The 13,228-nt window shown below is 59.9% G+C and carries 9 protein-coding genes; 2 read left to right on the top strand and 7 right to left on the bottom strand.

What is annotated here, in order from left to right; translation table 11 throughout:
* Positions 1-27 precede the first annotated feature (27 nt).
* The 5 genes from GTH22_RS19585 to GTH22_RS19565 all read right to left on the bottom strand — a co-directional run bounded on the left by GTH22_RS19585 (position 28) and on the right by GTH22_RS19565 (position 5,661).
* Positions 28-2,805: a DUF3427 domain-containing protein gene (locus GTH22_RS19585; RefSeq protein ID WP_252947269.1), complete on the bottom strand. Its 2,778-nt coding sequence runs from the start codon at positions 2,803-2,805 to the stop codon at positions 28-30.
* Positions 2,806-3,373: 568 nt separating this feature from the next.
* Positions 3,374-4,489 carry a recombinase family protein gene (locus GTH22_RS19580; RefSeq protein WP_252947268.1) on the bottom strand — a complete coding sequence of 372 codons (1,116 nt, stop codon included), beginning with the start codon at positions 4,487-4,489 and terminating at the stop codon, positions 3,374-3,376.
* Positions 4,486-5,013, bottom strand: coding sequence for a recombinase family protein (locus GTH22_RS19575; RefSeq protein WP_252947267.1), 528 nt, complete (start codon positions 5,011-5,013; stop codon positions 4,486-4,488). The genes GTH22_RS19580 and GTH22_RS19575 overlap by 4 nt, the downstream gene beginning before the upstream one ends.
* Positions 5,010-5,417 (bottom strand): DUF2924 domain-containing protein, encoded by a 408-nt coding sequence (locus GTH22_RS19570; RefSeq protein WP_252947266.1) that lies wholly within the window; start codon positions 5,415-5,417, stop codon positions 5,010-5,012. The genes GTH22_RS19575 and GTH22_RS19570 overlap by 4 nt, the downstream gene beginning before the upstream one ends.
* Positions 5,410-5,661 carry a DUF3489 domain-containing protein gene (locus GTH22_RS19565; RefSeq protein WP_252947265.1) on the bottom strand — a complete coding sequence of 84 codons (252 nt, stop codon included), beginning with the start codon at positions 5,659-5,661 and terminating at the stop codon, positions 5,410-5,412. Before GTH22_RS19565 ends, GTH22_RS19570 begins: the two co-directional genes overlap by 8 nt.
* A 343-nt stretch (positions 5,662-6,004) precedes the next feature.
* On the opposite strand from GTH22_RS19565, the gene GTH22_RS19560 reads away from it, so the two are divergent.
* The gene (locus GTH22_RS19560) at positions 6,005-9,796 is read left to right on the top strand and encodes a hypothetical protein (protein WP_252947264.1); all 3,792 of its coding nucleotides are present in this window, start codon (positions 6,005-6,007) and stop codon (positions 9,794-9,796) included.
* Positions 9,797-9,927: 131 nt separating this feature from the next.
* On the opposite strand, the gene GTH22_RS19555 is transcribed toward GTH22_RS19560, so the two are convergent.
* Both GTH22_RS19555 and GTH22_RS19550 read right to left on the bottom strand, forming a co-directional pair.
* The gene (locus GTH22_RS19555; RefSeq protein WP_252947263.1) at positions 9,928-10,902 is read right to left on the bottom strand and encodes an HNH endonuclease signature motif containing protein; all 975 of its coding nucleotides are present in this window, start codon (positions 10,900-10,902) and stop codon (positions 9,928-9,930) included.
* A gap of 350 nt (positions 10,903-11,252) precedes the next feature.
* Complete coding sequence (locus tag GTH22_RS19550) at positions 11,253-12,173, bottom strand: LysR family transcriptional regulator (RefSeq protein WP_252947262.1); 921 nt, start codon at positions 12,171-12,173, stop codon at positions 11,253-11,255.
* A 113-nt stretch (positions 12,174-12,286) separates the two neighbouring features.
* Between GTH22_RS19550 and GTH22_RS19545 the strand changes: the two genes are divergently transcribed.
* Positions 12,287-13,219 (top strand): VOC family protein, encoded by a 933-nt coding sequence (locus GTH22_RS19545; protein WP_252947261.1) that lies wholly within the window; start codon positions 12,287-12,289, stop codon positions 13,217-13,219.
* The last annotated feature ends 9 nt before the right edge of the window (positions 13,220-13,228 follow it).

Below are 13,228 nucleotides of genomic sequence, written 5' to 3'. Positions count from 1 at the left end.
CCTAAGCGCCTGTTCTCCGGAGAGCCGTCATTGCGGGACCCCGAGTTCTGCCCAAAGGGAGCTTGGCACCGGCGTGGAAAGATCCCATTGCACCTTGATTGGCTTTTCACCCTCCCAACCGGTAAAACGAGGCTGGCCGCAGTAGATGAAGGGGTTCACCTTGCCGTTTACTTTGTTGCCTCGCCGCACGAAAAGGTGCACCGCGTGGCCTTCCTTGCCATTGAGGATACGGCCGTGTTTCCCCTCTTGCTTGGTCTGGTTCTGGCTGAACCATTGCAGGCGGGTCGGTGAAAGAAACTCATTTGGGTAGACCTGTTCTTGGTTCGCTACGCCGGCGAGCAAGATCATGATCTTCTTGTCTGGCAGAGGCTTCATACCCGTGCGCCAGAGATGGTTGGCCCATTCGACGCCGAAGTGCGCGGCGATATCCGGGACGAAGTATCGCTGGAAGGGCACGAGCGTATCGGGTTTGCCCTCGAAGGTGGGCTTTGGTTCGGCGGCCGCGCGGACCAGAGGCATTTCCGCAAGCCGCCATTCCACCAGCTCGTCGACCAGATTGCCAAGGTCTCCCGTAGCATCGGGCCGGGCGAGGCGCGTGCCTTCGGCGGTGACATGGGTGTTGAAGGCAAGCTCGGAAGCACCTTCCGTAGGCGCGCGGCCGGAGGCCAAATCGCGCAGGCCGATCAGTGCGTCACGATTCAGCACGCGTGGTTTCTCGATGTCCGAGAGCAGGCGACCGTGGGTGGCGAAAGGACGCTCTGGCAATGCGTCACCCATGTCGCGGACGAAGGTGAACCAGCTTCCATGCCCCGAGGCCCGCGGATCAAATGCGTTGCGATAAAGCTCAGCGGCCGTCGGGCGAGCGCCAGTGCGATCCCGAAAATCACGATAGAAGGCCTCGATCTCAGCGGCACCTTCCCGCGGGCGGAGAAGGGCGCGGAGAGTTTCAATGACCTCCAGATCGTAGGTGATCTCGCAGCCAGCGGGCATCTGGAAATTGCCACTTACCACCGTGTCGAGGCGGTTGGAGATTGACCGGTCGCCGCTGCCGGATTGCAGCAGCGTGGCAACTTTGGTCAGGAAGCTGCGGTGGTTGCCGATGTAGTCGATGACCTGCAGAATCTTGCCTTCGACTTTTCGCAGCCCCCGGCCCAGCTGCTGCAACCATATGATGGCGCTTTCGGTCGGGCGCAGCATGAGCACGGTCCCGATCTCGGGGACGTCGACGCCTTCGTTAAACATGTCCACGGCAAAGAGAATGTCGATCTCGCCACGCCCCAGGGCCACAAGAGACGAGGCGCGAGGGGCAGACCCTGGGCCGGAATGAACCGATACGGCACGAATACCAGCGGCGTTGAAGACCTCGGCCATGTAATCTGCGTGCAGCATGGAACAGCAAAAGCCGATGGCGGGGCCCTTCGCCTTGTCGCGGTATTGCTCAAGCGCATTTTGCGCTCGGGCCTGTGTGGCCAAGACCGCTTCCAGCGCCGTGGGGTCGAACTGTCCAGACCGCCAGGGGATCTGCGCGTAATCCACGTCATCGGGCACGCCGAAGTAATGGAACGGCGACAGGCGACCTGCGTCGATCCCGCGGAACAGGTCACAGCTGTAAACGAGGTTCTCACCGCAGAGGCCCAGCAAATCGGCACCGTCGGACCGGTCTGGCGTCGCAGTCAGACCAAGTAGAAAGCGCGGCGTGAAGTGCCCGATCACCGACTGGTAGGTGCGGGCAGCGGCGTGATGGAACTCGTCAACAACGAGGTAATCGAAGTGGTCCGGCGCAAACTGACGCAGGTGCCCCACACGGCCGAGTGTCTGCACAGAGGCAAATAGAATGTCCGCCTCTGGAGCCTTTTCAGAACCAGTGTAGCGCCCGAGTGTGGCCTCAGGGCGGATACGACGGAACGCGGCCATGGCCTGGGTCAGGATCTCGTCGCGGTGCGCAACGAAGAGGATGCGCTGCGCATTGACCGCGAGCGTGTCGAAGGCGGCGAGCCAGGTCTTGCCCAGGCCTGTCGCGAGAACGACCAAGCCTGCGCGAAAGTCGTGTTGGCGCGTACGCGCCAGGGCCTCCAGAGCTTCAGCTTGGATCGAATGCGGGTCCGGCGGCGGATCCTCTTCAGCTACGATCTGCGCAGTAAACTCAGGCAGGGGGCGGGAGCGGCGGCGCTTTGCGTAGGCCTCGATCCAGTTAAGCGTCAGCGACCGAACCTGCGGCCGACCCAGCAAATCCTCGAAGGCGGTGGCGACTTGGTCGGCGGCATCCTCCGAGTGCAGGTTCCATTCAACCCCGTCGCTCAGCGCCGATTGCGAAAGATTAGAACTGCCGACGATTGCCGCGCCACGCTTATCGGCAGCACGAAAGAGCCACGCCTTAGGATGAAAGCTGAGCCCACCCGTCTCAAAGACATAGAGCTCGGCGCCTTCGAGGTCATGCAGCCTGCCAAGCGCGGTAGGGTCGGTAGTGTCCAGATAGTCGCCTACCACGATACGGAGCCGGCCGCCGCGAGCCAATAGTTCGCGCAACCATGGCTCCAGCAGGGCAACGCCACTGTCCATGGCGAAAGCGACTGCGAGATCGACCGATTGAGCCTGGTCCAAACGCTCCGCCAAGAGCGGCAGCAGCGGGTCGTTGCCGCCTGTGGTGAGGCGGGCACGACGCGGATCATCTGTGAGTACTTTAAGGTGGAAGTGATCATGTTCAACGCTTGCGACGAGCGCCCCAACGCGTCTGCCGAGGGCTCGCCCGACCTCAGCGAGCATTAGCTTTTGCTCAGGCGCGGTCAGTTCATCCCAGCGCGCCACGTGTCGAGGTGCGGCGATCACGCCCTGGTCTTGGTAAAGGCAGATCGGACAATCTTTTGGTAGGTCTGCCAAACGTCAACTTTACTCCAAATGCCTTTGTGAACAGAACGATAAGATAGGAAGTAAGGATGTGCCAGGCAGGCCCACAGCTACCGTTCTTTGACTTCAGTGATCGCGTCCTGAAGGTCACTGTTTTCCCGGCCCATTCCCTGAACCGACGCTACGATTTCCCTGTTACGAGCTTAGGGAATTTCCACGCAACGCCCCGAAATTACTTCGGTTTAGCGCCCCATGAACCCTTAGGCGCGCCAGATTCCTAGGGTTTTCCCTGCAGCTTCCCTGATAGCAGGGAATTTCACCCCAGACCCGATGGCGGTGGACTGCGTCCCCAGCCAGGCACTTTCCTGAAACGAGACCATGCGAGTTGCCGCCCACGTTATCGCTAGATTTCAGAGCGTTGCGGGATCTGGCGTTCTGCGCAGACCGGAAGTAACCGCCAGAATGACCCTAGATATAGCCAAAGTCTCTGCGCGGGGTTTTCGCCATGCGAGTTTCCGATTTTTCGGGATCAGAGCGCAGCGACCACGCGGCGCTGCTCAGCCCAATCGCTGGGCAAGGGATTCCGTAGGCACCATTCGGACGTGAAGCCGACCGGCTGGGTCCCCGCCATGACTTCCCGAACGATATCCGGCGCGAGAAAGGCGAGGGCGATCATCTGTTGGATTCGGCGCTTCGAGGTGTTGCTGGTCCTGGCGATGTCGTCGAAGGTCTCGCCAGCGCGCACTCGCTCGAACCAGGACTGCGCCCGCGCGATGTTGCGGAGGAGGGTCTCGTCGGTTTCCGGCGGAGCATCGGCCAGGATGATCCGTGTCTCGACACCACGCTTGCGAAGCTGGAACGGGGAGTCGCGGGTGATTGGCTCGGACCGAATGTCATCTGCTTGGATCCCAATCTGGGTCGCGATGGCACCTGGGTCCAATACGAGCTGCAAGGTTCCGGTCGCAACTTCGATCCGCTGGACCAGCTCAAGAAGAACGGCGGTGTCGCCGTCAGTTTTGAGTGCATCGAGCCTTGGCGCCATCTTCCCGATGGCATCGGCGCTCGGCTGGATCAGCAACTGTCCAGGCAGGCCAGGGTCTGTGAGCACCTTCCAGACCGGCCCGGCCACGCGCCGTTCCAATTCCTCCGCCGGCAGGCGCCACGCGTCGGGGTGCTCCTCTGCCCGGCTCGCGACCAGCCGGTTGGAGATGTAGTAGCGCAACCGCGTGCCTTTCCGCGTCTTCGTGTGAGAGGGTGTGAGGCGATCCCCGGTCTCATCGAAGAGCCTGCCGCAGAGCAGGCTGGTGCGCGCCGCCCTGCCCTGACCACGTTGCCGTGCGGATGCCTGTTGCAGCAAGGTTTGGATACTGTCCCAGCGTTCGGGGTCGATGATCGCCGGATGAGCGCCGTCGTAGACCTTCTTCCGGTGCCGGATCCGGCCGGCGTAGAGTGGGTTGGTCAGGATGTGATGGACGTGGCCCCGGTCAAAGGGGCGCCCGCCGGTGGTTGTTCCGCCTGCTCTGTGACGCAGTCGGCTCCGAAGCCCCAGACCCGAGGCCGCATCGCGCACCGCGATCACGGTGCGATGCTCCTCGTAGAGGTCATAGATCTTGCGGATCGTCTCCGCTTCCGCTTCGTCGATCACCAGCGTCCGCCCGTCGGCTTGGTAGCCCAAAGGCACCTGCCCCCCATCCAGAGCCCCTTGCGCTTGGAGGCGGCGATCTTGTCGCGGATGCGCTCGGCGGTCACCTCGCGCTCGAACTGGGCGAAGCTGAGCAGCATGTTCAGTGTCAGCCGCCCCATGCTGGTGGCGGTGTTGAAGCACTGGGTGACCGAGACAAAGGAGGCGCCGGCCGCCTCGAGGACATCGACGATCTTGGCGAAGTCGGCGAGCGATCGGGTGAGACGGTCGATCTTGTAGACGACGATCTGGTCGATCCGGCCCTGCTGCATGTCCTCCAGGAGTTGTTGCAGCGCCGGGCGCTCGAGGCTCCCGCCTGACAGGCCGCCATCATCATAGTGATCCGGCAGTGCCATCCACCCCTCGTGCTTCTGGCTGGCGATGTAGGCCGCGCAGGCCTCCCGCTGGGCATGTAGCGAGTTGAACGCCTGCTCCAGCCCGTCCTCGGAGCTCTTGCGGGTGTAGATGGCGCAGCGGATCTTTTTCATGCCTTCGCCCCTGCCCTGCCCTTCAGGCCGAAAAATCTCGGGCCTGACCAGGCGGTGCCGGTGATGTGCTTCGCCACCGCCGAGAGCGACGGCCAGGTTTTGCTGTCCAGCCGGTAGCCGCCCTCGACCACCTCGACCTGGTAGGTGCGCCCGTTCCACTCCCGCACGAGATGGGCGCCCGCGCGGACCCGCTTACCGACCGCTTTCGAAACGCTCTGTCCTTCGGCGATACGGCGCAGGTCTCGCCGAAGGTTCTCCGGCAACCTGCCGTGTTGCCGGCACTGTTTCTCGTGCGCGATGGCCCGCGCCATGAAGTCGACCGACAGGTAGGCAGGCGGAGGAGACCCGAAGATCTCCTCCCACCCCGCGACGGTGGCTTGCCGATCCGGGTGGGGCTCACCCATTTTCTGCCTCCGGCACGCCTGTGATGCGGTAGCGCGGCGCCTTGCCCTCTGGGCGCTCCACGCCGATCTCGTAACCGGCCTTCCGCAGCCCCGATAACGCCGCGCGGGTTGTGTGCGGCTGCCACTCCAGCCGGGTGCTGAGGCTCGCGATATCTGCGCCCGCCTTCGCCTTTAGCAGGCGGATCAGCTGCATCTTCTTGGTGGTGCGGGGTTTGGTCTTGGACGTCTCGTTTCCCTTGGTCATCTGGCTCTCCTGCGCTCAGCGCAGGAGCACCCTGCCCCTGCTACCAGGCAGAGCCCGGAGGCCCGGGCAGAGAGCCGAACGACAGGTGCGTCGCGAATCTCAGAGGCAGTACCGCTCTACTTGCCGCTGAAGTCCAGCGAGCGACTGGAAGTCGGGCGCAAAACATTCACCAAGGCCACCTTGCTAGTTGTCGAAATGGGCGGAGAGCGGTCATTAGCTGCAAGCGCAAGATTTTCATTCGCACCCCCACAAAGCAGACTTTACTCTCACCGGACGCATTGCATCAAATCAACTCAAACGCTTACTCTGGGTTGAACAGAGTCCTAAGCCCAATGAGGTCACTATGCCGGTTGATGAAACTGCAATACGCCAATGGGCCGACCGCCACGAATGTCGTAACCACCTACCAATACTTGTTCGTCGACTGATTAGGGAAACCACGGAATCCCTTGTCTCAATGCGCTTTCCCGGAAACGAGGCGGTCGATTTGCCTGGGCTTGACGGTCAAGTGGAATGTGAAGCCGGAACAGTCTGGGTGCCGGAAGGCCGAAGCGTATGGGAAATGGGTTGCAATGTAGACCCTCGAAGTAAAGCCGACGGTGATTATCGAAAGAGAACTGAAGAAACGCCGCAAGACCAGCGCGAGAATAGTGCATTCGTCTTCGTGACGCCGAGGAGGTGGAACGGAAAAGAAGACTGGCTTGAAGAGCGACGTGGTGAAGGCGCTTGGGCGACCGTTGAGGCATTCGACGCCATAGACCTTGAAACTTGGCTGGAAGAAGCGCCTGCCACGGCCCGCTGGTTGGGTAAAAAGCTGGGTGTCGCCTGGCCTGGGCTGAAGACACCTCACGAATGGTGGAATAGCTGGGCGACAGCTTCGGTGCCGCCATTGTCCATCAAGCTTGTTTCTTCTAGGCGGCACAACGAGCAGAGCGTGTTGTTGCAGAAGCTGCGCGACCGAGAGCAAATAGTCCCGGTTCAAGCTGACGATAGAGGGGAGGCCGTTGCATTTGTCGTTGCGACAATGATCGAGGCCGATGCCCTCGATCTTCTTGATACGACAGTTGTTGCCACATCTCGCGATGCCAGAATTCCTACGAGCGCAAACCACCTTATTGTCGTTGCGGATGTTGAAGATGGGGAGGAGTTGGACTTTGGTGATCGACGAAATTTGACCATTGTCCGCGCCTATCCCAAGGGTCGTTTAGACGTCCGGGAGGCACTGCTGCTTTCGCACGTCCCCTCAGATACCTTTCGCGCTGAACTCGAGAGTATGGGGCTATCGCGTGATGACGCGGATAACCTCTCCATCAAGATCGGTCATTCTGTTCCTGTATTGCGGCGTCAGCTCTCTGGTGATCCTGAGGTTCGGCGGCCTAGTTGGGTTAGAGATCGCGCAGCGGCAAAACGTGTCCTCCCGTTCGCATTGGCGGGCTCGTGGGTTGAGCGCGAGAACATGGATGACAGCACAATTCTCCAGCTATTGGGTGATTTTCGGGATGGTGAAGTAGAACCAGTTCGAGACGAACTGCTCGCTTTTAACGACGCACCAATTGCTCACTATAGGAATGTGAATGTCGTTGTATCCCAAATCGACGCACTTTTTGCCGTAGGGCCTTACATAGATCGAGACGATCTGGACCGTTTCTTTCAACTTTTGCCGGAGTTGCTGGGCGATAGAGACCCCGCCTTAGACCTACCTCAAGATCAGTGGTACATGGCCAATGTTTTGGGTCACGCGCGAAGTTTTTCGGGTGCCTTGCTTTCCGGTCTCGGCGACGCGTTGTGCATTCTATCCGTTCATGGTGCAGAAATCTGCGGTGACAGGTTGGGAGTTGACCTTTCACACCGTGCCGCGCAAGTCGTTCGGTCCCTAATGCAAGGTGCTGACCAAGAACGTTGGCTTTCTATTCGGGGGCACCTACGAACATTGGCGGAGGCATCTCCATCTGCGTTCCTTGATTGCCTTGAAGCTGAGCTTAGAGAGCCAGAACCTGCCATACGCGCCATCATGGGAACCACTGAAGGCTTGGTGAGTGGCGAGTGCTTGCGGACCAATTTGCTTTGGGCGCTTGAACTTTTGGCTTGGCACCCTGTCCACTTTTCTCGTGTCGCAGAGATTGTTTTTGGCCTTCGCCGTCTGGAGGTGGAAGACAACTGGTCAAACTCGCCGAAATCAACCGCCCGTTCTCTGTTCAGGGCTTGGCTGCCTGCCACCGCTCTCAGTGCTGCGGAAAGGATGGCTGCCTTGCGGCGCATGTCAGGGCAGTTTCGACATGCTGTGATGGACGTCTGCATCTCTCTTCTTCCAGGAGGTGGCCCAAGTTTCGCTTCACGCACCGCGAGGCCGCAATGGCGAGCACTGGATACTGAAGTGCAGTCACCGACAAATGCGGATGTCCGCGCAGCGGCGGTCGAAGCCAGCCGCCTACTGCTCGACTTGGCTCCATTTGAAAAGTTGGAGCTTGAACAGCTGTTAGAAGTCACGACACGTATTCATCCTGATGACCTGTCTCGCTTGGTCATCGAGGTCGAGAGTTGGTCAGCGACAGCAACCGATGAGGACAAAGCTGATCTTCGGCACAACCTTCGTCGGCGCGATGTTCTTCGTGCTTATCAGGAAGGTGAAGAGGACGAACAGTTGGCAGCCGCGCTTCGGCGCATGGAAGAGGCTTTGTCCTCTCAGTCGCCGACTGCTCGCCACCGTTGGCTGTTTGAAACATCCCACGTTGAGTGGCGTGCGCTGGTGGAAGACGAAGGAAATGGGCGCTTGTCATGGCAGGAGCGAAACGCACTTGTCGAAGAGCGCCGCCGAAATGCCATCGATGAAATCAGGGAGCAATTGGGAGATCAAGCGGTTCTTCCGTTTGCGCTTAGCGTTAAGCAACCAGAACTGGTGGCTCAAGTCTTGGTCGCGCAAGATGCGGCAGTGGAAACGGCGACCCACTGGGTCTCGGCTGCGCTGCGCACCGAGGCAAATGATCAGTCCAATGCATTCCTACGGCAACTGCTATGGAGCGCAGGTTGGATCGACCTTGCCGCAGTCGTGGCTGGCCTAGAGGCACAAGGAATTCTGAACAGTGAAGTGGAGCGCCTGAGATTCGCCGAGCACCTTCCTGGTCGTTCAATTGGCTGGCAGGTCGCAGAAAGTTTGGGCGAAGACGTGGCTTCTGCATTTTGGAATTCAGCATCAATTCATATTTGGGATGACACGCCGTCCGACGAAGTGGAGTACGCCGTTACAAAGCTTCTTGAATATCAGCGGCCGAGATCAGCGTTCTCAGCCGTTTCTCTGTGGAGAAACAAGCTGCCAGCCAACCGTTGGCTAGATATCCTACAAGCTGTTGCTCGCGGCGAGGAAGTGGAGGGGCCTTTTCCAAGTTCGTACAACCTAGATGAGGTGTTTCAGCTCCTCGATGAAGACGAAGCGATCTCCGACGACCAAATCGCCAATCTAGAACTGCCCTTCGTCAAGCTCTTGTGCTCATACGGTCATCGAGATCACGAGCGAACGCTGGCTTTGCACCGGCAGCTTTCTCGGGATCCAAATCTCTTTGTTGAGTTGCTCTGCTGGCAATATCATCGGCGCGATGGCGCGGACGAACCCGAGCGAGAAAAGCTATCGGCGGAGAGGCGCAAGTTCCTTGCCGAGCTAGCCTATCACTCTCTGGAGGGTTGGAAAAGAGTTCCCGGATGCGATGAGAACGGCGTGGTGTCTCCGGATGAATTCACCACATGGGCAGATAGCGCCCTTCGACTTGCGGCGGAAGCTGACCGCAAGGAAGTAGCTGAAATCCATTTTGGGGCTTTGCTGGCACGAATGGCGAGGAGACGGCCATGGGATGACTGGTTGCCTGACGTCATCTTGGATTTTTTAGATCGCTCTGAACACGCTGGACTAAGGGAACGGTTTTGTATGGGGGTCAGAAATGCACGAGGTGTAACCACGCGCAGCCCATATGATGGCGGAGAGCAAGAGCGCAGACTTGCAGAGCGTTATCGAGACTTGGCAGCTAGATATGGTAATTCCCACCCCCGGTTGTCGGAAAGCTTCATATCCATTGCAGAAGGGTATGAATGGGATGCCCGTCGAGAAGACGAGCAGGCGGCAGTGGGCGAACGCTGGCATCCTTGATACGGAGCAATCCGATGACAGCTTTACGAGAGTAGCGCTGCAGCATTTGGAAGCTAGGGCGAAGGTCAGGTTTGGGCCGGCCCGGCATTTGAGCTGGCCTGACAAATACAACAAGATGCATGGTGCGCCCTTCACGTATAGTCGTCGATGCTGTCCTCCAAACTCTCGCCGGTCAGCTCGCAGAAGGTCTTCAGCGCTCCCTGAAGCGTGAAATACTGATGCTCGCTGCGGTGAACGAACAGCTCACCACGGATCGTAATCATGGCGACAGCCCAGTCCTTGATCGCGTCAGCTTCCGCAGCACGGGTAAGAACTACCAGCCCGTCTTCGACGAGCGCGCACTGAACGACCAAGCTCTGGTAGATATCGTTCCGGGCGAAGACCCCGCTGAACCGGAGGTTCTGAGCGTATCGCTCCAAACCATCTTCCGACACCGCCTCTGGGCATCCGGGAAACTCGGTCGGGACCTTCCACTTCACTTGGATCGCCGATGGTGTCAGGCTTTCATACTCTTCCGGCTCCGGCTCGAAGTCAGCTCGCTCACGGGTGCCGTACAGCCACTCGCCGATTGCGCCTCCGCTTGGGACCGATCCGCTCTTCGCCCACGCCTCGAAACGAGACTTGGTTTTGGCACCTTCTTCCTTGGTCACAGTCCGCATCCATGAGATATCGGGAAAGGACGTTTCGTTAATGGGTCTGGACGGATCTTCGAGAAACGCTTCTATCGAACCATAGGCCAGCTCAATGCGGCGTGCGGTGATTTCGTTCAGGAGTGCGTTTTCAAGCCTAGTGAGCCAGCGTAGGTTCTCGGGCCTGTTATTCGCCCTGTTGGTGTCGATGTGATCGACAACATGATGATCAGAGGGTGGCGGACCGTTGAAGGCGCTGCAAACAATGCGGTGGATCGGCACACCGGCCAGAAGGTGATAGCCGGTCGTGAGGTTTTGGCGTCCGAAGGTCCATGTTTTGTCAAGCGGACGGGGGCGTTTCCGGAATTCGTTCAGTCGATAGACTGCGCCGTTGTCACGGACGCAGTATCGCTCGCCGCGATATTCGACCTCGACTTCCGTTTCGTAGATCTCCAGCAGGTGGTCATGCTCGCCCATAGGCGTTTTCGAGGATGGCATCTTGCTCTCCAGTGCAAGGGTGTCTCGGCCTTCCCCGGAATGGTCCGGTGCCGGGTTCTTATCGGCAGACGTGAAGCGAGGCGTCCGGCGCTGCCTTATGCTCTGGACGCACCGACAGATTGTCGAATGTGTTAGGTTGGAGTCAAGAAGTACCAGGGACAGTGCACACTCGCCCTACGCCCGCCAGTGCGTAGCAACTCTAATGTCGGCTTTGCGGGCTGCAACCGCAGCATCCAAGCAGGGCATTGAGAGTCCGGTTAGGGCCGGTAGGAACCGAAAGTGTGCTTAGCGACCAGCATAATCGGGCGATAGCTTGCTGCGTCACAGCCTCATAGGCGGGACTGATCAAAACTTAGACCGGTCACTTCCCTAAGATGCGCTTCGAAGAACTCCGTGAAGGTCGCCACCAGGGGCGGCAAGACCTCGTAAGGCGGATAAAACAGCGTGAGCCAGAGGGGCGGTGCGGACCAGTCGCTGAGGACGGTTTCGACTTCGCCGTTTGCTATCCCGTCGCTGACGATGAAATCCGGCAGCAGCGCTACTCCGTTTCCGGCCTTGGCCATGGCGTAGAGAAAGTCTCCATTGTTGCTGAGGATTGCCCCCCCTGCGGTCACGTTGCGCGATCGCCCGCCACGGCTGAGCTTCCAGGCTTCCGCCCGGCCCGAGGCTGAATAGGACATGCAGACCGCCGGATCGAGATCATCGGGTGTTTCGGGTTTCGGGGTCCGGTTGAAGAGGTCCGGAGCTGCCACGAGGCGCCGAGGGACTTCGCAAATCTTGCGCCAGATGGTCGACTTGTCGGCAGGCGGGCCGGAAATGCGGATGGCGAGATCGCACCGTTCCTCGACGATGTCGATAAAGGCATCCGTCAGTTGCACATCCAGCGTGATGTTAGGATAGGCCAGCCGGAACCTGTCGATCAGGTCCGGTATCAGCCGCAGGCCCAGCGACATCGGCGCGTTGATGGAGAGCCGCCCCCGGTCGGGGCGGGCGGATCGGGTGATCTCCTCGGTGATCCGGTCAAAATCGGCGACGACGGGCGCATAGCGGGCGGCCATGGTCGCCCCGGCCGTGGTCAGCGAGACCTGCCGGGTTGTACGGACCAGAAGCTGCTGGCCGAGGTCCTCCTCGAGCCGCGCGACGATGCGCGTGACCGAGGCAGGTGTCATCTTGAGGGCGCGAGCTGCGGCGGCGAAGCTGCTGAGCTCGACCACCTTCAAAAACACCCGGATCGGTTTGATGTCCTGCATTCGGGATTATTGCACTCATGGCAATAGTGAGTGCAACACCATTTCGATTAATATGGATGGCGCCATGCCCTATCTTGGGATCAAGACACAGGGATCGCTTGAAAGACACAGCCATGATTACCGAGATTAAAGGCCTGCATCACGTTACGTCGATGGCGGGAGATGCAAATGAAAACAACACGTTCTTCACCAACACCCTCGGCCTGCGCCGGGTCAAGAAGACCGTCAATTTCGATGCGCCGGAGGTGTATCACCTCTACTACGGGGACGAGGTGGGCACGCCCGGATCGGTGATGACCTACTTCCCGTTCGGGAACATGCCGAAGGGCCGCCGGGGCACCGGCGAGGTGGGAACGACCGAGTTTGCCGTTCCCAAGGGTGCGCTGGGATACTGGAAGGAGCGCCTCGCCGCGCGCGGCGTGACCGGGCTGCGCGAAAGCGCGTTCCTGGGCGAGAGCCGGCTGGGTTTTGACGGCCCGGACGGGGACGGTTTTGCGCTGGTGGAAAGCGATCTGCGTGGCCGCACGCCTTGGACCGGCAGCGATGTGCCTGAGGAAGCGAGCATTCTGGGATTTCACGGCGCCCGCTTCAGCCTGCGGGATGCGGCGGCGACCGGCGAGCTTTTGAGTTTCATGGGGTATCAGAAGGACGAGAGCGACGGAGGGATCACCCGGTACCGGATCGAGGGGGGCAATGCCGCCGACACCATCGACCTTGAGGAACTGCCGGATGCGCGCACGGCTGGGCAAGGCGCTGGATCGGTTCATCACATCGCCTTCGCGGTGGAGAACCGGGCGGCGCAGCTCGAGGTGCGCCGCGCCCTCATGGACACCGGTTACCAGGTGACGCCGGTGATCGACCGGGATTACTTTTGGGCGATCTACTTCCGCACGCCTGGCGGGGTGCTGTTTGAAGTGGCGACCAATGAGCCCGGGTTCGATCGGGACGAGGATACGGCGCATCTGGGGGAGGCTCTGAAACTGCCCACGCGCTACGAGCCGCATCGCCCCGAGATCGAGGGGCTTCTGCCCCCGATCTCTGGATAAGGAGCCGAT

It is taken from the genome of Oceanicola sp. 502str15 (assembly GCF_024105635.1).
Classification (GTDB): Bacteria; Pseudomonadota; Alphaproteobacteria; order Rhodobacterales; family Rhodobacteraceae; genus Vannielia.
The sequence above is the reverse complement of the archived record's forward strand: the minus strand, read 5'-3'. Positions and strand labels throughout refer to the sequence as shown.

What these genes read in the sequence shown, in the direction of transcription:
- GTH22_RS19570 (WP_252947266.1), bottom strand. Translation starts at nt 5,417, where the DNA reads ATGGGTGAGCCCCACCCGGATCGGCAAGCCACCGTCGCGGGGTGGGAG.
- GTH22_RS19545 (WP_252947261.1), top strand. Translation starts at nt 12,287, where the DNA reads ATGATTACCGAGATTAAAGGCCTGCATCACGTTACGTCGATGGCGGGA.
- GTH22_RS19560 (WP_252947264.1), top strand. Translation starts at nt 6,005, where the DNA reads ATGCCGGTTGATGAAACTGCAATACGCCAATGGGCCGACCGCCACGAA.
- GTH22_RS19565 (WP_252947265.1), bottom strand. Translation starts at nt 5,661, where the DNA reads ATGACCAAGGGAAACGAGACGTCCAAGACCAAACCCCGCACCACCAAG.
- GTH22_RS19550 (WP_252947262.1), bottom strand. Translation starts at nt 12,173, where the DNA reads ATGCAGGACATCAAACCGATCCGGGTGTTTTTGAAGGTGGTCGAGCTC.
- GTH22_RS19575 (WP_252947267.1), bottom strand. Translation starts at nt 5,013, where the DNA reads ATGAAAAAGATCCGCTGCGCCATCTACACCCGCAAGAGCTCCGAGGAC.
- GTH22_RS19555 (WP_252947263.1), bottom strand. Translation starts at nt 10,902, where the DNA reads ATGGGCGAGCATGACCACCTGCTGGAGATCTACGAAACGGAAGTCGAG.